Annotated in this window: 16 protein-coding genes; 10 read left to right on the plus strand and 6 right to left on the minus strand. The window is 75.5% G+C overall.

The annotated features are described in order from the left end of the window. The first annotated feature begins 5 nt into the window (after window positions 1-5). The gene (locus ACFWB8_RS04740) at window positions 6-1,199 is read left to right on the plus strand and encodes an epoxide hydrolase family protein (protein ID WP_377779104.1); all 1,194 of its coding nucleotides are present in this window, start codon (window positions 6-8) and stop codon (window positions 1,197-1,199) included. Between the two features lie 85 nt (window positions 1,200-1,284). Here ACFWB8_RS04740 and ACFWB8_RS04745 read toward each other — a convergent pair whose 3' ends face one another. Continuing rightward, entirely contained in the window at window positions 1,285-1,827 is a 543-nt protein-coding gene (locus tag ACFWB8_RS04745; protein WP_377779103.1) for a flavoprotein, read from the minus strand. A gap of 58 nt (window positions 1,828-1,885) precedes the next feature. On the opposite strand from ACFWB8_RS04745, the gene ACFWB8_RS04750 reads away from it, so the two are divergent. After that, on the plus strand, window positions 1,886-2,293 hold the full coding sequence (locus tag ACFWB8_RS04750; protein WP_377779102.1) for an SgcJ/EcaC family oxidoreductase: 408 nt from the start codon (window positions 1,886-1,888) through the stop codon (window positions 2,291-2,293). 65 nt (window positions 2,294-2,358) lie between these two features. Here ACFWB8_RS04750 and ACFWB8_RS04755 read toward each other — a convergent pair whose 3' ends face one another. Next, window positions 2,359-2,625: a hypothetical protein gene (locus ACFWB8_RS04755; RefSeq protein WP_385222487.1), complete on the minus strand. Its 267-nt coding sequence runs from the start codon at window positions 2,623-2,625 to the stop codon at window positions 2,359-2,361. A gap of 55 nt (window positions 2,626-2,680) precedes the next feature. Beyond that, window positions 2,681-3,472, minus strand: coding sequence for an alpha/beta fold hydrolase (locus ACFWB8_RS04760; RefSeq protein WP_385222490.1), 792 nt, complete (start codon window positions 3,470-3,472; stop codon window positions 2,681-2,683). 105 nt (window positions 3,473-3,577) lie between these two features. Between ACFWB8_RS04760 and ACFWB8_RS04765 the strand changes: the two genes are divergently transcribed. The 4 genes from ACFWB8_RS04765 to ACFWB8_RS04780 all read left to right on the plus strand — a co-directional run bounded on the left by ACFWB8_RS04765 (window position 3,578) and on the right by ACFWB8_RS04780 (window position 7,544). Then, window positions 3,578-3,784 (plus strand): DUF4287 domain-containing protein, encoded by a 207-nt coding sequence (locus ACFWB8_RS04765; protein WP_385222493.1) that lies wholly within the window; start codon window positions 3,578-3,580, stop codon window positions 3,782-3,784. A 138-nt stretch (window positions 3,785-3,922) separates the two neighbouring features. Further along, window positions 3,923-5,704 carry an FAD-dependent oxidoreductase gene (locus ACFWB8_RS04770; protein ID WP_385222496.1) on the plus strand — a complete coding sequence of 594 codons (1,782 nt, stop codon included), beginning with the start codon at window positions 3,923-3,925 and terminating at the stop codon, window positions 5,702-5,704. A gap of 85 nt (window positions 5,705-5,789) precedes the next feature. Continuing rightward, window positions 5,790-6,608 carry an NmrA family NAD(P)-binding protein gene (locus ACFWB8_RS04775; protein ID WP_385222499.1) on the plus strand — a complete coding sequence of 273 codons (819 nt, stop codon included), beginning with the start codon at window positions 5,790-5,792 and terminating at the stop codon, window positions 6,606-6,608. 24 nt (window positions 6,609-6,632) lie between these two features. Then, window positions 6,633-7,544, plus strand: coding sequence for an AraC family transcriptional regulator (locus ACFWB8_RS04780; protein ID WP_385222502.1), 912 nt, complete (start codon window positions 6,633-6,635; stop codon window positions 7,542-7,544). A 109-nt stretch (window positions 7,545-7,653) separates the two neighbouring features. On the opposite strand, the gene ACFWB8_RS04785 is transcribed toward ACFWB8_RS04780, so the two are convergent. Continuing rightward, on the minus strand, window positions 7,654-7,836 hold the full coding sequence (locus tag ACFWB8_RS04785) for a hypothetical protein (protein ID WP_385222505.1): 183 nt from the start codon (window positions 7,834-7,836) through the stop codon (window positions 7,654-7,656). Window positions 7,837-8,116: 280 nt separating this feature from the next. Between ACFWB8_RS04785 and ACFWB8_RS04790 the strand changes: the two genes are divergently transcribed. The 4 genes from ACFWB8_RS04790 (at window position 8,117) to ACFWB8_RS04805 (ending at window position 12,597) form a co-directional block, all read left to right on the plus strand. Then, window positions 8,117-9,328 (plus strand): helix-turn-helix domain-containing protein, encoded by a 1,212-nt coding sequence (locus ACFWB8_RS04790; RefSeq protein WP_385222508.1) that lies wholly within the window; start codon window positions 8,117-8,119, stop codon window positions 9,326-9,328. Between the two features lie 106 nt (window positions 9,329-9,434). Further along, on the plus strand, window positions 9,435-10,406 hold the full coding sequence (locus ACFWB8_RS04795; RefSeq protein ID WP_385222509.1) for an SRPBCC family protein: 972 nt from the start codon (window positions 9,435-9,437) through the stop codon (window positions 10,404-10,406). Window positions 10,407-10,426: 20 nt separating this feature from the next. After that, window positions 10,427-11,662, plus strand: a complete 1,236-nt coding sequence (locus ACFWB8_RS04800) for a hypothetical protein (protein ID WP_385222511.1) — start codon at window positions 10,427-10,429, stop codon at window positions 11,660-11,662. Further along, window positions 11,659-12,597 (plus strand): 4'-phosphopantetheinyl transferase family protein, encoded by a 939-nt coding sequence (locus ACFWB8_RS04805; protein WP_385222513.1) that lies wholly within the window; start codon window positions 11,659-11,661, stop codon window positions 12,595-12,597. Before ACFWB8_RS04800 ends, ACFWB8_RS04805 begins: the two co-directional genes overlap by 4 nt. Here ACFWB8_RS04805 and ACFWB8_RS04810 read toward each other — a convergent pair. Next, the gene (locus ACFWB8_RS04810) at window positions 12,491-12,988 is read right to left on the minus strand and encodes a DUF2871 domain-containing protein (protein ID WP_385222514.1); all 498 of its coding nucleotides are present in this window, start codon (window positions 12,986-12,988) and stop codon (window positions 12,491-12,493) included. The genes ACFWB8_RS04805 and ACFWB8_RS04810 overlap by 107 nt on opposite strands. Before the next feature lie 97 nt (window positions 12,989-13,085). Continuing rightward, window positions 13,086-18,002: an AMP-binding protein gene (locus tag ACFWB8_RS04815; protein WP_385222517.1), complete on the minus strand. Its 4,917-nt coding sequence runs from the start codon at window positions 18,000-18,002 to the stop codon at window positions 13,086-13,088. Between the last annotated feature and the right edge of the window lie 2 nt (window positions 18,003-18,004).

An 18,004-nucleotide genomic window follows, 5' to 3' on the forward strand; every position in this document is an offset into this window, starting at 1 on the left:
ACCGCATGAGCGATCTTGGTGAGTGGGCGCGGCCGTTCCGGCTCGACGTGCCGCAGCGCGAGCTGAACGACCTGGCCGAGCGGCTGGACCGGGCCCGCTGGCCCGACGAGCTGCCGGACGCGGGCCGGGCGTACGGGATGCCGCTCGGCGAGGTGCGCGCGCTCGCCCGCCACTGGCGCGGCGGGTACGACTGGCGGGCCGCCGAGGCGCGCCTGAACTCCTGGCCGCAGTACACCACCGTCATCGACGGGGCCCGGGTGCACTTCGCGCACCTGCGCTCGCCCGAACCGGCCGCCCGGCCGCTGCTGATGACCCACGGCTGGCCCGGCTCCCTCGTGGAGTTCCAGCGTGTCGCCGGCCCCCTGACGGACCCCCGGGCACACGGCGGGGACCCGGCCGACGCCTTCCACCTGGTGTTGCCGTCGATCCCCGGCTTCACCCTGTCCGGGCCGACCACCGAGCGGGGCTGGGAGTTCAAGAGGGTCGCGCGCGCCTTCGCGGTGCTGATGCAGAGACTCGGGTACGAGCGGTACGGAGTCCAGGGCGGCGACTGGGGAGCGGCGGTCTCCCGGGAACTGGGCCGCCTCCACCCCGACCGCGTCAGCGGGGTCCACCTCAACCTGCTGCCGGGCGGCGGGGCCACCGCGGAGCCCACGGAGCAGGAACTCGCGCCGCTGGACGAGGCCGAGCGGGAGCGCACGCGGGCCTCCTGGGAGCGGTATCGGACCTGGGCGCGCGAGCGGCAGGGCTACGCCGACATCCAGGCGACCCGCCCGCAGACCCTCGCGTACGCCCTCAATGACTCGCCCGTCGGGCTGCTGGCCTGGATCGGGGAGAAGTTCGCCGAGTGGAGCGACCCGGCCTGCCCGCCGGACCGGGACCAGGTGCTGACCAACGTGATGCTGTACTGGCTGACCGGCACGGCCGGCTCCGCCGCGCGGATCTACCACGAGCGGGCCCACGCCGACTACTACGGGCAGCCGCCCGAGGTCTCCCGCACCCCGACCGCGCTCGCCGACTTCCCCCGGGACAACTTCATCCCGCTGCGGCACGTCGCCGCGCGCACCGACACCGTCGTGCGCTGGACCTCCTACGACAAGGGCGGCCACTTCCCCGCGATGGAGGTGCCGGAGCTGCTGGTGGGGGACGTCCGGGCCTTCTTCCGGCAGCTCGAGGCGGGCGCGGGATCCGGCATGTGAAATGGCGTGCGCGGGGCGGCGTACGTCTGTGAGCATCGCCCGATGACCGACGAACAGCGCAGCCGGCCCGTCCTGGCCCGGCCGCTCACCGGCCGTTCGTCACCGCGTCCAGGGCCGTCTGCCACGGGAAGTGCGGCGGGGCGTCCGGGCCGGCCGGGCCGGGGGTGAAGCCGTCATCGCCGTACAGGACGGTGACGCCGGCGCCGCGCAGGACGGCCAGGGACTGGTCGAACTGCGGGTGGGAGGAGAGGGCGGAGTTCAGGCACGGCATGGCGACGACGGGGACGCCCTCCTTGCCGACCGCCTCGGCGGCCACGCCCACGGCGAACCGGTCGGTCAGGCCGAGTGCCCAGGAGTTGAGGGAGTTGAAGGTGGCCGGGGCGAAGAGCAGGGCGTCGGCCGCCGGCCATACGTCGGCCTCCCCGGGGAACTTGTACTGCCACCGCACCGGATGCCCCGTCAGGACGGCGAGCCCGTCCAGGCTCCCGGAGACCCAGTGCGCGGCGGTGGGGGTGAGCCCGAGGCAGACGTCCCAGCCGCGGGCCTGGGCGTCCTCGATCACACGGGCCACGTCGAAAACGGGCGGGGCGGCGGAACAGAGCAGGTAGAGGGTCTTCGTCGTGGTCATACGGCAATGTGATCATATCGCTTGACCTCAACCATGCTTGAGGAAGCACGATCGATCCATGAGCGAACAGCACCCGTCCGTCGGAGCCCCCGCGGACGTCGAAGCGATCAGGCAGGTCGTCGCCACCGTCGAGCGCACCCAGCGGGCCAAGGATCCGGAAGGCTTCCTCGCCCTCTTCCACCGGGACGCGCTCTGGACCACCGCGCACGGCAAGGTGCTCATCGGCCTCGACGCGATCGCCGAGTTCACCCGGGCCGTGCTGCCCGCGTCGAACTGGGACGGCCGGGTCACCTACGAGGTGGCGCACCTGCAGTTCCTGCGCCCCGACGTGGCCGCGGTCAAGGTCCGCCAGGTCTACCACTCGGCGCAGGGCGACTCCGAGGGCGCCCCGCTGTACGTGATGACCCGCGGCGACGACGGCCGCTGGCTGCTGACGGCCTGCCAGAACGCCGAGGTCAAGGCCTAGGACCGATGACGCGAAGGAGTCCCGGACCCACAGGGGAGGTCCGGGGCTCCTTCGCGTCATCGGTCCTAGGCGGCGGGGTCGCCGAGGGGGCCCGTGGTGTCGCCGAACGCGTCGAACGCACCGGCGAAGTCCCCAGGGTCGTCGGTGAGGTCGGTGCCGTCCGTGCCCTCCGTGCCGTCCGTGCCCTCCGTGCCGTCCGTGGCGTCCGTCGGGACGTCCTCGACGGTGCTCGTCACGACGTCGGGCGGGGTGTCGGCGGCCAGGGCGGGAGCGGAGGCGGTGAGAGCCGCGGTGGCGGCGATGAGGGCCGTGGTCACGATGCGCTTGATCATGGCCTGTTGAACGAGGCGACCGCGCGGGGGACACCCCCCGTCCGGACCGGTCCGGCTACCCGAGCCCCGCGAGGAAGCCCGACAGCAGCGCGTGCAGGGCGTCGGGGCGGTCGAGGTGGACGTCGTGGGCGGCCCCGGGAACGCAGACCGCCGCCATGTCCGGGCCCGCGAGCTCCAGCATCCGATCGGACTCCTCCGGCCCGACGAAGCCCTTCTCGCCGATGACCAGCAGCGCCGGGCACTCGACCCGGCGCCACTCGGGCCACCAGTCGCGGGTGGGGTTCTCGCTGATCGTCTCCACCATCACCGACCGCTCGAAGCGCGGGTACCAGCCGTCCGCCCGCTCCTCCAGACCCGCCGCCCAGGCCTCGCTGCCCAGGAACTCCCGCGCCGCGGCCGGTGAGGGGAACGGGAGCGGCCAGGAGTCCAGCCACTCGCCGATCTCCCGCGGGGTGTCCGGATCGCCGGCCGCCGCGCCCGCGTCGACCAGGACCAGGCCGCGGACCAGCGCCGGGTGGGCGGCCGCCGTGAGCATGGCGGTGTGGCCGCCGAGCGACTGGCCCACCAGCACGGGGCGCTCCAGCCCGAGCCGTTCGCAGACCTCGACGACGTCCGCGACGCAGGCCGCGCGCGAGACGTCCGCCGGACGGCGTTCGCTCTCGCCGTGGCCGCGCTGGTCGAGGGCCACCACCCGGTGGTCCCCGCGCAGATGTTCCGCGGCCGCGTCCCATTCGCCCGCGTGGCCGGCGAGGCCGTGCAGGAGTACCACGGGCGTACCGGAGCCGCCCCAGTCGCGGCACGAGAGGCGTACGCCGTCGCGGGTCACGGTCCGTTCGATCCACGTCATGCGAAGATCATCTGATCTTTCCGCGGCGGGGGCGATGAGTTTTCGCCGGACCCGCGGTCTACCCCTGTGACACACGCCCGCCGCACGACACGAGGAGAAGACGCCATGACCGAGCCGGTGAAGGGCCCCGCCAGCTACTTCCCTTCCATCGAGAAGAAGTACGGCCACCCGATCGCGCACTGGAAGGACCTCATCCGGTCCTCGCCCCTCGCCGGGCACATGGAGCTCGTCTCCTGGCTCAAGGCCGGGCACGGCCTGGGGCACGGCCACGCCAACGCCCTCGTCGCGCACACCCTCAAGGAGCAGCCGTAGCCGCCGACGGATGACCGCTGGTAACGGCAACTCCCGGCCCTTTTCCTCAACTTGAGCGGGCTTCCGATCCACTTCGAGCCGTGCTGGAGACCGTGGAGGGCCCTTGCCCCCCGCCCCGACAGCCCTGGGAGTCGCATCGTGGTGACCGCGCGGCCGCTACCGGCCCAGGCTCAGGTACTCGTGGTCGGCGCCGGGCCGGCCGGACTCACCACCGCCCACGAACTGGCCCGGCGGGGCCTGCGCGTGCGGCTGGTCGACGCCGCGGCCGGGCCCTCCCGCGCCGGCGGGGCCGTCGCGGTGCACCCGCGCACCCTGGAGACCCTCGACCAGATGGGTCTCGCCCGCCACCTCCTCGAACACGGCCGCAGCAACAGCGCGTTCACCGTGTCCGCGGGCGGCCGCCCCATCCTGCGACTGGACACCGGTGACGCGGGCCCGGACCGCCCGCCCACCCGGTTCCCGTACACCGTGGTCATCGAGCAGAGCCGCACGGAGGAACTGCTGCGCGAGGCGCTGCTGCGCCTCGGCGTGCGGGTGGAGTGGGGGGTCCGGCTGACCGGGCTGACCCAGGACGCCGAGCGGGTCCGGGTCCGGCTGCGGCACGGCGGGGCGCACGGGGAGACGTACGAGGAGAGGCACGAGGAGAGGTACGAGGAGTACGAGGTCCCGTGGCTGGTCGGCTGCGACGGCCGGCACAGCACCGTCCGCGAACGGCTGCGGCTTCCGCTGCGCGCGGCCGGCACCGAGCGGTGGGAACTCGCGGACGTGCACGTCAGCGCCGAGGACCTGCCCCAGGACAGCGTCCACTGGGTGCACACGGGCGGCGGGCGCTCGCTGTTGATGCTGCCGTACGCCTGCGAGGGCCGCTGGCGGCTGCTGGCCGGCGACCCGGCCGCCCCGGACGCCGACCCCAGACCCGCGCACGAGCGGTACTCCGCGCTGCTGTCGGCCGGGCTCGGGCGCGAGGTGCGGGTCGGCGAGCCCGAGTGGTCCTGCGTGCGCACCTTCAAGCTGCGCACGGCCGAGCGGATGCACGAGGGGCGGTGCTTCATCGCCGGGGAGGCCGCGCACGGCGACAGCCCCGGTTCGGGACAGGGCATGAACACCGGGATCCAGGAGGCGTACAACCTCGGCTGGAAGCTCGCGATGGTCGAACACGGCTGGGCCGGGCGCGAGTTGCTCGACACCTACGGGCGGGAGCGGGTCCCGGTCGGCCGGGCCCTGCTGGAGCCGGGCCGGGAGGGCCTGCTCGCCCGTTTCGCCCATGTGCTGGCGGGCCTGGCGCTGCCGGTGCTGCTGGGACTGGTACGCCGTACCGGGCTGCTGGACCGTGTCGTACGGCCCTTCGTGCGCGAGGCGGTGCGGCGCCGGATGCTCTGCGGTACGGCCGGGCTGGGCCTGGGCTACCCGGACAGCCCGCTGAGCACTCCGCCGCCGGGCCCGGGCGGCGGCCCGGGCGGCCCCGGCGGCCCGGGGCTGCCCGCCGGATCGCGTGCGGCGGGGGCCGCGGCCCTCTTCCCGGGCGACCCGGGAACGGCGGGGCTGCGCGCCGAACTGCGCGACGTGCGCTGGTCCCTGCTGTACGTGCCCGAGGCCACCGGCGAGGCGCGCCAGACGGCGCAGGCCGCGCTGGAACGGTACGGGGCCTGGCTGTCGGTGCGCACGGTCGCGCCGGACCGGGTGCGCTCGCGCTCCGGGCCGCGGCTGCTGGCGGACCCGGGAGGCCGGCTGCGCCAGGTGCTGGGCATGTCCGCGGGCAGTTGGCTGCTGGTGCGCCCCGACGGCTACACGGCCGGCGGCGGGCCCGAGCTCACCGAGGCCGCGCTCGCGGCGGCGCTGGCTCCGGCGGACCCGCGCCCGGCGCCGCTGCTGGAGGTGCTGCGGGAGCGGGAGTCCCGGGGGATGCGCAGGGTCGTCTGAGCTGTCGGTGGCCATGGACGCACGCGCATGTTCCTGAGCTTCTCGGCGATGTCGCGTCTCGCCGGGACGGCGTTGACTGGTCCACATGACGCAGACAACGCAAACCACCCTCGTGATCGGCGGAACCGGCAAGACCGGCCGCCGCGTCGCCGACAAGCTCGCCGCCCTGGGCCGTCCGGTCCGGATCGGATCGCGCACCGGCGAGCCGCCCTTCGACTGGAACGAGCCCGCGACCTGGGGACCGGCCCTCGAGGGCGTCGACCGGGCGTACGTCACCTACTACCCCGACCTCGCCTTCCCGGGCGCCGCCGAGCAGGTCGGCGCCTTCGCCGAGGCGGCCGTGGCCGCCGGGGCGCGCCGCCTGGTGCTGCTGTCGGGCCGCGGCGAGGAGGCGGCGGAGCTCAGCGAGCGCAATCTGAAGGCCTCCGGCGCCGACTGGACGATCGTGCGCTGTGCCTGGTTCAACCAGAACTTCGACGAGAGCTTCTTCCTGGAGCCCGTGCTGGCCGGCGAGATCGCGCTGCCGACCGCCGAAGCCGTGGAGCCCTTCGTCGACGCCGAGGACATCGCCGACGTGGTGGTGGCGGCGCTGACCGACGACCGGCACATCGGCCGGACCCACGAGCTGACCGGCCCGCGCCTGCTGAGTTTCCACGACGTCGCCGCCGAGCTGTCGAAGGCGACGGGGCGCGAGATCGCTTACGTCCCCGTCTCGAACGAGGACTACCGGGCGGTGCTGCGCGGGCACGGCCTGCCGGAGGACTTCGCCGAGCTCTTCGCGCTGATCCTGGACGGCCGCAACGCGCATCTGGCGCACGGGGTCCAGGAGGTGCTGGGCCGGCCGCCCCGGGACTTCGCGGACTTCGCGCGCGAGGCGGCGGCCACGGGTGTCTGGAACGCGTGAGGGCAGGCGACGGATGATGGTGCGATGGACACACTGACCGGGCTCCTCGAAGGCCCCAAAGCCAGGGGCGCCTTTCTGCTGAAGTCCGTGTTCAACCCGCCCTGGGCGGTGCGGATCGAGGACCGGGCCCCGCTGTCGGTGATGACCATGGTGTCCGGCTCGGCGTGGCTGCTGCCCGACGGGGGCGAGCCGGTGAGGGTGGGCCCCGGCGATGTGGCCGTCGTGCGCGGCCCCGTCCCGTACACGGTCGCGGACCGCCCGGACACGCCGGTGCGGATCACCGTGGACGAGGAGCAGCGCTGCAGCCTGGAGGGCGGCGCGGACGTGTCGCGGTCCATGCTGCTCGGCGTGCGCACCTGGGGGGAGGCGGACGGGTCGGTGGTGATGCTGAGCGGCACCTACCAGGAGCCGGGCGCGATCGGCCGCCGCCTGCTGGACGCGCTGCCGACCGTCCTGGTCCGCCCGCCCTCCGCGGCGGACACCGCCCTGGTCTCCCTGCTGGCCACGGAGATCTCCCGCAGCGAACCGGCCCAGGAGCTGGTCCTGGACCGGCTGCTGGACCTGCTGCTGATCGGCGTCGTACGCACCTGGCTCGCGGAGCGCGGCGGCGCCGAGAGCGATCCGGTGATCGGCCCGGCGCTGCGGCTGCTGCACGAGAACCCGGCGTACGGCTGGACGGTCGCGGAACTCGCCTCGAAGGTCGGCGTCTCGCGGGCCGCCCTGGCCCGGCGCTTCACCGAGCTGGTCGGCGAACCCCCGATGGCCTACCTGACGGGCTGGCGCCTGGCGCTCGCGGCCGACCTCCTGCGCGAACCGGACGCCACCCTCTCCACGGTCGCCCGCCGGGTCGGCTACGGCAGCGCCTTCGCGCTGTCGACGGCCTTCAAACGCGTACGGGGCCTGAGCCCCCGGGAGTTCCGCACGGCTGCCGCCTAGCGGCTACGCCTCGGGGGTCAGTACCGCGAAGCGGCCGTAGCCCTTGGCCTGGACGTCGGCCCGTGGAGCGCACAAGTGGCGCCGCGGGCCGCCGCGGGCCACCCGGGGGCTAGCGCGGCCAGCCGATGTCGTCGTCGGGCATCGCGTCCTGGAGCACGTCCGTCCGCCGGGCGGCGGAGTGCGCGACCGCGTGGGCGGCGGCGTGGGCCCCCGCGAAGTGGTGGTGCGCGGAGGTGTGCGTCGCGGTCTTCGCACCGGCCTGGTAGCAGGCAGGCGTGCATGACTCGCTCACTGCGCACACCGATGGCCTCATCGTCGACTCCCAGGCGCTCGATTCAGAAAAGGGCAGGCCCTGGCCGGTGCGAAGGCCGGGTACTGGAGAGCATGGCTCGATCCGGTGGAGGAACGCTCGAGGAACACCCCACGACCACTCCGCATCCGTACGAGGCGCGTACGAGATCCGCACGAGACGGGGGTGGTTCACCTGGCAAAGGTTTGCCCGCGAATTGCCGGGCGGCCTACGCTCGTTGACGGTTCCCGACAGAGTTTTGCCGTCGATCTCAGGGGTGCTCATGCTGCGACAGCCCGCCTTCGGACACCGCCTGAGGAAACTGCGGACGGCCAAGGGGCTGTCCCAGACCGCGCTGGCCGGCGAGGGCATGTCCACCGGCTACCTCTCCCGGCTGGAGTCCGGGGCACGCCAGCCCACCGACCGGGCCGTGACCTACCTGGCCGGCCGCCTCGGCCTGGAACCCGCCGACTTCGAGGAGCCCGCCACCGGCTCCCTCGCCCACGCCCTCACCCTCGCCGCGTCCACCGGCTCCCCCGACGCCATCGACTCGCTGCGGCGCGCCCTGGCAGCCGAGGGCCACGAGAGCGCGGTCCTGCGCTGGCAGGCGCTGTGGCTGCTCGCGCAGGCCTCCCGGCTCCAGGGCGACCACGTCACGGAGCGCGCCCAGCTCGCCGAACTCGTCGGGCTCGGCGAGGAGGTCGCGGTCAGCGAACTGCGCGTGCGGGGCCTGACCCGCTTCGCCCGCTGCCTGCGCTCGCTCGGCGAGATACTGCCCGCCCTCGACGCGGCCTTCGAGGCCCACCAGCTCGCCCAGCGCGAGCACCTGGGCGTCGAGGACCGGGCCACCGTGCTGCTCGCCCTCGTCTCCGTCCAGGCCGAGGCGGGCCGGACCGGCGACGCCCGCCTGCACGCCGACGAGCTGACCGCGCTCGTCGAGGGCCGCTCCGACGCCCTGTGGGCCGAGGCCATGTGGACCGCGGCCGCCGTCCGCATGCGCCAGGGCGACCACCACGGCGCGCTGGCCTGCCTGGAGGAGGCCCTGGACCGCTTCAGCAGCCACGAGGACCTGGTGCTGTGGCTGCGCCTGCGGCAGGCCGCCGCCCGCCTGCACCTGCAGATGCGACCAGCCGACCCCGCGCAGGCGCAGCGGCGCATCACCGAGGCCGAAGCCGCCCTCGTCTTCGTCGGCACGCCCTCGCTGCGCCAGTACCAGGCGGCGCTCAAGGCCGAACTCGCCTTCGCCGACGCCCGGTACGACGACGCGCGCACCCTCCTCGCCGAGGCCGTCGGGGACCAGCCGAGGATGACCCACCGCGACCAGGTCCGGCTCTCGATCCTGCGCCACCAGCTGCAGATCCTGGACGGGGACCCGGCCGGTGTGCAGGGCCTGCGCGACCTGGCCCAGCAGGCCCAGGACGACGCCAACATCGACCTCGCCGCGGAGATCTGGCGGATGCTCGCCGAAGCGCTCACCCAGACCACGCACGCGTAGCGCCCGCCACCCGCTCCCCCCGTTCCCCCGCAGGGCTTGAGCGAAGTTCGAGTGGACCGGTGCAGCCTTGAGTGCATCTGCACCCACTCGGAGGGGAGGCCGTTCCATGTCTTCTTCGCAGCGTGTCCACGCGAGCGAGCGGACGGCCGAGGTGGCCGCCCCGGCCGGGGTGGTCTACGGACTGCTCGCCGACGCCGTGCGCTGGCCGCTCCTGCTGCCGTCCTCCGTCCACGTGGAGCGGATGGACTTCGACGGCACCCACGAGCGGCTGCGCCTGTGGGACGTGGCCGGCGACCGCGTCCGCTCCTTCCACATGCGCCGGATCCTGAACCCGCACACCCGCACCGTCGCCTTCGAGCTGGAGGACACCTTCCGGCCGGGCGTACCCACCACCGGCCGCTGGACGGTCGAGGCGCGCGACGACACCGAGACCCTGCTGACGCTCAGCCAGGAACGCACCCTTGAGGGGCTGCCGGGCGACGCCGGCGCGCGCGGCCGCCGGGAGTGGGAAGCGGAGACCGAGGCCCAGCTGGCCCAGGTCAAGAACATCGCCGAGCGCTGGGAGCGGCTGGACGAGCTGCTGCTGTCCTTCGAGGACAGCGTGCACGTCGCCGGTCCCGCCGAGCTGGTCTACGACTTCCTCTACCGCATCGAGGACTGGGCGCAGCTCGTCCCGCACGTGGACGCGGCCCGTGTCATCGAGGACGCGCCCGGCGTCCAGGTGGCCGCCATGGACACCTTCGCCGAACCGGGCGGCCTGAGCGTCACCACGCGCACCGTCCGGCTCTGCTTCCCCGCGGCCGCCCGGATCGTCTACAAGGAGCTGGCCTCCCCCGAACTGGTCGCCGCCCACAGCGGGGAGTGGTCCCTGGAACCGGACGAAGACGGCGTACGGGTCGTCTGCGCCCAGCAGGTGATGCTGCGCGAGGAAGCCGTCGAACCGGTCCTGGGCGGCGGCACCGAACTCGCGGAGGCCCGCCGGTACGTACGGGAGTGGCTGGGGCGCGCGAGCGCCGAGACCCTGCGGCTGGCGACCTGGCACGCCCTGAACAGCAGCGGCGTGCGCCGGCTCCGATGAGGACGAGAGGGAGGCCGTCGATGGCCCCGACCCGGCCGGGTCTGCTCCAGGACGGCCGCGACTCCAGGACCCCCGGGTCCGTCGCGGCCGCCGTTTCCGTCGTGCCCGCGATGCCCGAGATGCCCGTGGTGCCCGTGGTGCGCGGGAGGCCGGCGGAGTCCGCCGCGCCGCCCGCGCCCGGCCGGTACGCGCAGTCCGTGGCACGGGCCGAGCAGCGCGACGCCCTGCTGGGCGCCCGGGCGCTGACCGGCGCGGCGAGCACGGTACTGCGCGCCACCGTGGCCCTGGTCGCCGGCCAGGCCACGCGCGGCAGCCGGGCCGGGCGGCGCTGGAAGGCCCCGCTGTCGGCCGCCTTCGCCGATCTGCTGGCGTGCGAGGCCCTGGTGACGGTGGGTCTGCGCGCCTGCGGGCTGCCCCAGGGCAGCGGTCCGGGCGCGCGCGCCGCCGCCGGCTACACCGTGCCGGTCGTGGTGGCCGGCGTACTGGACGAACTGCAGCTCGTCATGACCGAGAGCAGGCTCGCCGCCCCCGACGGCCCCGAGCGGCGGATGCTCGCCGAGCTGCTCGCCCGCCTGGACCGCGCCGGGGCCTCCCGCGCGGACGTGGCGGCCCGGCAGGCCGATGTGGCCCGGGAACTGCCCGCCCTGGCGGCCGCGTTCGGACGGCGCTGGGACGCGGGCGGCCCCGGCGGGCCGGGTGGTCCCGGCGCCGGCGCCTGCGCCTCCGTACTGTTGCGGCTCGACGAGCGGATGCCCGCGCGGATCGTCCCCCCGCAACCGGGCAGCGACGAGACCCTGGTGAGCGCCCTGACCGCCGCCCATGCCCGCTTCACCCGCATCGCCGCGGCCGCCGCCGGAGGCGCGGGCGAGGACGTCACCCCCGCGCTGGCCCGGGTCGCCGGACGGCTGCTGAGCGAGCAGCGCGCCCTGGTCCGCCAGGGCCGGCTCGCCGAAGGCACCGACCCGGCCGACCCCCGGATGCGGGCGCTGGCCGACCGGCAGGCCATGGTGCTGCTCGCCGCCGCCGTGCTCGGGGTACAGGGCGTCGCCGCCGAAGCCGGGCGCGACCCCTTCCTCGGCAGCCCGCACTGGGCACTGCTCGCGACGGCCCGGATCACCGAACGCCTCGGGATCGCACCGGACGGGCCGGGCACACCCGCCTCCATCGAGGCGCGGGACCGGGTGTGGGCCGAACTGGCCGACCGCGACCGCGAGGGCCTGGCCTGTGACATCCGCGCCACCGGGCGCGCACGATGACCGGGGGGCGGGCCGTCCCGGGCCTGCGCGACGCGGGACCCGACGCCCACCGCGCGCTCGGCGCGGCCGGGCCGCCCGGCGCGCTCGGCGAGGCGCTCGCCGCGCTCGCCACCCTGGACGCGCTCGACGCACCCGTGTACATCCCCGGCCCCGACGGCCCCTGGGACGCGGTCGAGGAACGGCTCGAGACCACCGGCCAGGCGGTCGTCTGCACCCGGTGGGGCCAGTGGCTGACCTCCGCCCTGCTCGACCCCGAACTGCGCCCCCTGCTCGGCCAGGACTGGCCGCGCTACCGGCAGACGCCGGTCGCGTCGGGCCGGCTGCGCTTCGCCGTGTCCCGCTTCGTCATGAAGCACACCGCCGCGCTCGCCCTGGGCGTGCACGCGGGCAGCCTGGACCTCGGCTACCAGCTGGGCGGCCGGCCCGTACTGCGCGGGCTCGGCGGTGAGCTGGAGGTGAGCCTCGCCCACACCGACGAACTGATCCTGGTCGGCGTCAGCCGCACCGGCCCGATCGGGGTGGACGCCGAGCCCGCCGACCGGGACATCTCCTTCGAGCTGCTGCGCGACCAGGTCTGCACCCCCCGCGAGGGGGAGGAGCTGGCCGCGCTGCCCGAGGACGAGCGCCGCGCCCGGCTGCTGCGCCTGTGGACCCTGAAGGAGGCGTACACCAAGGCCCTCGGCCACGGGCTGCGCCGCCGCTTCTGCGCCTTCGGGTTCGCCCGCGACGGCGAGGGCCGGGTGGTGCTGGCCGATCTGCCGGGCGGCGGGGACGCCGGGGACGAGGGCTGGGACTTCGTCACCCACCCGCTCGGGGAGTGCTACGTCGTCAGCGTGGCCCACCGGACGCTGCCCGCTCCGTCGCCTGAGCCGCGGTCGCCTGAGCCTGGGTTGCCTCCGTCGGCTCGGTCGGCTCGGTCGGCTCGGCGGCCTTGAGCCGCTTGCCGAGCAGGACGAACAGCAGGATCAGCCCGACCGTCAGCACGATGTGCCCGAGGCCCGCGACCATCGCGAAACCCTCGGGCACGGTGTTGCCGAGCACGGTCTGGGTACCTCGGTAGACCATCGCCAGACAGGTGATCGCGATGCCCGCGTTGTAGCACCAGAAGAAGGCGGTGAACTGCTTCGACCCGGAGAGCCCGAACTGCTTGTCCAGTGCGAGGACGATCAGGAAGCCCAGCATGCCCAGCGCGAGCAGGTGGGTGTGCACGACCGCCAGCTGGGTCTCTCCGGTGAAGTCGTGCGCCTTGGTGAGCTCCCGGTAGTAGAGCCCGGACACCACACCGAGGATCATGTGGACATGTGCCGCGTAGTACGACCTGCGCATCTTCGTTCCGCCCCCGTTGACACCAAATGCCGTTCTGACGGCGGTCATTGAAACACGCGTACGGTTCGGCGGCCACGGGGAGGTGACGGACTGCCCGCTACGGGTGGTCGCCGAGGCGGTCGCCCAGGGGCTGCTCGTCCAGGTGGTCCAGGCACAGCTCGTACAGGTCCTCGCCGTGGGTCCGGCGCCACGGGGCCGGCACCGGCACCGCGGCCGGCCACAGGGCGCGGTGGCCCACCGGGTCCGTGACGACGACGAAGGTGCCGAACTCGTCCGCGAACGGGTCCTCGTCCCACGGGTGGTCGAAGACGTACAGGCTGCCGTTCTCCGCGACCCGCGCCGCGTGCCCGGTCCGCCACATCCGCGCGGCGCCGCCCTGGGCGCAGACCAGCGGGTCGGGCAGGAACCGCTCCCCGGTCGCACCCGGCAGCCCCGGGTAGCCGTGGGCCACCCCGACGCCGGCGACGTACAGCGCGCCGACCGCCCCGGGGGCCACCGGCCGCATCCGCGCGTCCAGTACGTAGGCGTGGTAGCCGGGGGCGGGCCGCGCCGGGCCGCCGGGCACCTGCTCGACCAGCAGCCGCCCCTCGGGCCAGCCCGCGCTGATCGTCAGCTCCGTGTCCTCGGCGCGGGCGAGCGCCACCAGCACGTCGTCGGAAGGGCCCAGGATCGCCGAGGCACCCGTCTCGCGCAGCCAGTGCAGCACCTCGGGCGGCGTCCCGTAGGCCAGCGACGGGTCCGGCAGGTGCACCTGGGCCCCGCACACGAGCGCGGACAGCAGACCCAGCGCGACCTCCGCGTCCGGATAGCCGTGCAGCAGCCAGGCGCTGTCGCGGGCCCGGCCCAGGCAGGCCGCGGCGAGTGCCTCGCCGCCGACCGCGACCGGTCCCCGGGGCGCGACCGCCAGCACCACCGGGGCGCCGGGGTCGAGCGGCCGCGTACGGTCGCCGTCGCGCACCGGCCAGCTCGCGCCGGCCGGCAGCAGGTCCGCGGCCCGGTCGCGGACCAGCCGCACCGCGCCGGGATACAGCGGCAGCAGCCGGTCGGCGGCCGCGTCCAGCAGCAGTACGGCCGGCCGCGCCCCGACGGGGAGCCCGCGTGCCGGATCCACCGGCAGGCAGGCGGCGCCCGTCTTGGCGATGGCCAGCGCGGCCACCGCGAACCCGGTCGGCGAGGCGATGGCGGTGGCCACCGAGGTCCCGGGACCCGCCTGATGCGCGATCAGGACGTGCGCCAGCAGGTCGGAGCGGGCGTCGAGCTCGGCGTAGTCCAGGCCGGCCAGGGCCGGTGCGCCCGGGGCGCGGGCCACCTGGGCGGCCAGCAGCGCGGCGATGCTCGGCGGCGTCTGCGGGCGGGCGCCGGGGGCGCCGTTCCACGGGCTGCCACCGGCCGGCGCCCCCGTGATGCCGGGCAGACCCAGCCGGGCGATCGGCTCGTGCGGTGCGTCGAGGGCCGCCGCGAGGAGCGCGAGCAGCTGTCCGGTCAGCAGGGCGGCGGCCTGCTCGCCCAGCGCGTCGTACGAGAACGAGGCCGTGACGGCGATCCCCGCAGGGGCGCCCGAAAGGCCGTGCCGCTCGGTCAGGGTCAGCGCCAACGCGGCGCTCTGCAGTGGGAGCTGCTCCGACTCGGGATGTACGGTCAGCGCCCCGGCCGGGAACGTGCCGGAGCTCTCGCGCAGCACGCTCAGGGCGATCCCGCCCGGCAGCGCCAGGGCCGCGTCCCCGTTCCGGTAGGCGGCCAGCGCCGCCGAGCGCACCCGCCGCAGCAGCTCCCCGAAGGCCGGGTCGCCCGAGGTGTCCACCGTCAGGGCGAGCACCCGCCCGTACACGCCCACCGCGCCGCGCAGGGCCGCGCTGTCCCGGGCGGCGACCGGGGCCGCCAGGGTCACGAGGGGCTCCGCGCCCAGCCGGCTGAGCAGGGCGGCGAGCGCGGCGTGCACCACCATGTACAGGGTGACGCCGTGCTCGGCGGCCAGCGCGGTCAGCCGCCCGTGCGCGGCGGCGTCGAGGTCGAGGGTGAGGGTGCCGAAGGTGTCCTCGGCGCCGAGCTGCGCACTGCCCGGCGCGGCGGTCGGCGCCACGTCGCCGCGGACGGCCCGGGGCGCCGGCTCGGGACCCTTGCGGGGTGAGGCGGGCGAGCCGCCGCCGGTCCGGGCCGCGTAGGCCGCCGCGAGGGCGGCGGCCAGCGGCGCGTGCGAGAACAGGTCGACCTCGTCGCCCGGCAGGGTCAGCTCCAGCAGGTGGTCGTCGGCGCCGAGTTCGCGCAGCCGGGTTCCGGCCGAGCCGATCCTGCTGTTGCGCAGGGCGCCGTGGCCGCGGCCCAGGTCGTCGAGTGCGGCCGCCAGCGCGGCCACGTCCAGCGCGCCGCGCAGCCGCAGCGGCAGTACGGCGCTGCGCGCGACGGCCCGGCCGGGCCCGGTGGCGGCGGCGGGCCCGTCCCCGGCCAGCGCCGCGAGACGGGCCGGGGTCGGGGCCCCGTACAGGGCGCGCAGGTCCACCGGGGCGCCGAGCGCCTCGCGGGCCCGCGCCACCAGCCGGGCGGCGGCCGGGGCGTGGCCTCCGAGGGAGAAGAAGTCGCAGTCGGCGTGCACGACGCGCGACGGCAGGCCGAGGACCTCGGCGAACAGGTCGCGGGCGATCTCCTGGAGCGGGGTCCCGGGCCGGTTGGCCGCCTGCCCCGGCGCTGACACCGGGGCGGACGCGGCCAGCGCCGCCCGGTCGGTCCTGCCGTCCGCGTCGAGCGGCAGCGCTGCGCGCACCACGTACGCGCCGGGCACCATGTGGTCCGCAAGCCGCGCCTGGAGGTGTCCGCGCAGGGCGGCCCCCAGGTCCGCGGTGCGCGCGAAGGCGGCGGGCGTGTTCACGCACTCCTCGGGGGTGAAGCCGAGGGAGGCGAGGGCGGCGATCGTGGCGGCGGAGGCCGGAGTCCCGGCGGTGCCCAGGATCACGTCGTAGCGGTCGCCCGCGCCGGGCAGGGCCCGTACCTCCACCCGCCGCACGGCCGGGAACTCCCGGGCCAGCGCAGTGAACAGCGCCGGGGCGACACGCAGTTCGGGATCGGGGCCGGTGGCCCAGTCGAGCAGGCGCAGGTCCCCGAGCAGGATCGAGCCGCCCGGCGCGAGCAGGTCCAGGGTGCGTGCCAGGACGGTGCGCAGGTAGCCGAGGCCGGGGAAGTGCTGGACGACCGAGTTCAGGACGACGGTGTCGAAGTATCCGGCGGGCAGCCCCGCCGTGTCGTGCGCCTCCCGGCAGCTGAGCCGCACCTTGCCGCGCAGCCGCTCGTCCGCGTTGGTCCGGGCGCGCAGCGCGTCGAGGGCCGCGCCGGAGAAGTCGGTGGCCCAGTACTCCTCGCACCGCGGGTCCGCCGCCAGCTGGGCCGCGAGCAGTCCGGTGCCGGCGCCGATCTCCAGGATCCGGCGCTGCCCCAGCTCGCGGACGCAGTCCACCGTCGCCGCGCGCCGCTCGCGCAGCACCTGCGCGGACACGGGCGGGGCGTCGGCCGCGCCGATGGAGTCGGCGAACGCCTCCAGCTCGTAGGGGTCCCGCGTGCGCGCCTCGGCGTACAGGGCGGCGTAGACCTCCTTCCACTCGGCGATCCGCACCGGGTCCGCCACGGTGGGGTGCGGATCGGCCGCGGGCACCACGTGCGCGACCAGCTTCCATCCGTCGTCGCGGTCCCCGGTCAGGGTCACCGCCGCCTCGGCCACGCCCGGGTGCTCCCGCAGCGCCGACTCCACCGCGCCGAGCTCCACCGGCATCCCGTGCAGGGTGACGCGGTCCGCCGACCGGCCGGCGAACTCCAGGGCGCCGTCCTCGCGCACGGTCACCAGGTCGCCGGTGCGGCGCAGCGCGGCGCCGCTGCCGCTCCAGCGGTCCTCCAGGCCCGCGAAGCCCCGTACGGCCGGTCCGCCCAGCAGGAGTTCGCCGGTGTCGCCCGGGCCCGCCTGAGCGCCGTCGCCGCGCACGACCACGGCGCTCACGCCGTCGCGGGGGCGCCCGATCGGTATGCGGCGGGTCCTTTCCTCGCCTTCGCCGCCTTCGGGGACGTCCGAGACCTCGTGCCACAGGGCGAACGGCGCGGACCCGGCCGCCCCGTACACCTGGACGAGCCGCCGCGGGGCCCCGGCGCGCAGCACCCCGCGCACGGTGCGCGGATCGCAGGCCTCGCCGCCGAACAGGACGGTGCGCAGCGGGGCGAAGGCCCCGGGCCGCTCGCGGGCGATCCGCTGGAACAGGCTGGTCGCCAGGAAGAGTACGGACACCCCGTGCTCGGCGACCGCGCGCTCGAAGCGGGCCGGGTCGGCCACGCCCGCCCTGTCCAGGACGACCAGGCGGGCGCCGGCGGCGAGGGTGGACCACAGCTCGAAGGCGAAGGCGGCGGAGTCGGGTCCCGAGGTCTGGGCCACCACGTCGTCGCGGGTCACCCGTACCGGGCCGGCCGAGCCGACGAGGTCGAGCAGGGCCCGGTGCGAGACGGCCACGGCGTCGGCGACGCCGTCGGGGCCGGTGATCCAGCGGACGTACGCCGCGTCGTCGGTTCTGGGGTCGCGGCCGTCGGCGTGCGCGCCGGCCGGGGCCGCGGGCCGCTCCGCGATGAGGGCGGCGTCGGTGTCCACGCGGACGATCGCGGCCCCCAGGTCGGGGTGGCCTTCGGCGTGCTGCGCCGCGGTGGCCGCGTCGGTGAGGACGGCGCGCGCCGCGCCACCTCGTACGACGGTCCGCAGGCGTTCGCCGGGAAGGCCGGGCAGGTCCGGATCGACGGGCAGGTAGGAGGCTCCGGCACGCAGGGTGGCCAGGAGCGCGGTCGCCAGTTCGGGTCCGGGCCGCAGCGCGGTGACCACCCGGTCGCCGGGGACGACACCCAGGGCCGTGAGGTGGGCCGCGAGCCGGTCGGCGGACCGGTGCAACTCTCCGTAGGAGAGCGAGCGGACGCCGCCGTCGGGGGCGGGGCAGGTCACGGCGATCGCCTCGGGCCGCGCGAGTGCGTGTCGCGCGATGAGGCCGGAGAGTGACATCT

The organism is Streptomyces sp. NPDC060031, assembly GCF_042736805.1.
Lineage (GTDB): Bacteria > Actinomycetota > Actinomycetes > Streptomycetales > Streptomycetaceae > Streptomyces.

What these genes read in the sequence shown, in the direction of transcription:
- ACFWB8_RS04815 (WP_385222517.1), bottom strand. Translation starts at nt 18,002, where the DNA reads ATGTCACTCTCCGGCCTCATCGCGCGACACGCACTCGCGCGGCCCGAG.
- ACFWB8_RS04760 (WP_385222490.1), bottom strand. Translation starts at nt 3,472, where the DNA reads ATGACGTGGATCGAACGGACCGTGACCCGCGACGGCGTACGCCTCTCG.
- ACFWB8_RS04800 (WP_385222511.1), top strand. Translation starts at nt 10,427, where the DNA reads ATGGCCCCGACCCGGCCGGGTCTGCTCCAGGACGGCCGCGACTCCAGG.
- ACFWB8_RS04810 (WP_385222514.1), bottom strand. Translation starts at nt 12,988, where the DNA reads ATGCGCAGGTCGTACTACGCGGCACATGTCCACATGATCCTCGGTGTG.
- ACFWB8_RS04740 (WP_377779104.1), top strand. Translation starts at nt 6, where the DNA reads ATGAGCGATCTTGGTGAGTGGGCGCGGCCGTTCCGGCTCGACGTGCCG.
- ACFWB8_RS04755 (WP_385222487.1), bottom strand. Translation starts at nt 2,625, where the DNA reads ATGATCAAGCGCATCGTGACCACGGCCCTCATCGCCGCCACCGCGGCT.
- ACFWB8_RS04790 (WP_385222508.1), top strand. Translation starts at nt 8,117, where the DNA reads ATGCTGCGACAGCCCGCCTTCGGACACCGCCTGAGGAAACTGCGGACG.
- ACFWB8_RS04780 (WP_385222502.1), top strand. Translation starts at nt 6,633, where the DNA reads ATGGACACACTGACCGGGCTCCTCGAAGGCCCCAAAGCCAGGGGCGCC.
- ACFWB8_RS04765 (WP_385222493.1), top strand. Translation starts at nt 3,578, where the DNA reads ATGACCGAGCCGGTGAAGGGCCCCGCCAGCTACTTCCCTTCCATCGAG.
- ACFWB8_RS04795 (WP_385222509.1), top strand. Translation starts at nt 9,435, where the DNA reads ATGTCTTCTTCGCAGCGTGTCCACGCGAGCGAGCGGACGGCCGAGGTG.
- ACFWB8_RS04750 (WP_377779102.1), top strand. Translation starts at nt 1,886, where the DNA reads ATGAGCGAACAGCACCCGTCCGTCGGAGCCCCCGCGGACGTCGAAGCG.
- ACFWB8_RS04775 (WP_385222499.1), top strand. Translation starts at nt 5,790, where the DNA reads ATGACGCAGACAACGCAAACCACCCTCGTGATCGGCGGAACCGGCAAG.
- ACFWB8_RS04805 (WP_385222513.1), top strand. Translation starts at nt 11,659, where the DNA reads ATGACCGGGGGGCGGGCCGTCCCGGGCCTGCGCGACGCGGGACCCGAC.
- ACFWB8_RS04745 (WP_377779103.1), bottom strand. Translation starts at nt 1,827, where the DNA reads ATGACCACGACGAAGACCCTCTACCTGCTCTGTTCCGCCGCCCCGCCC.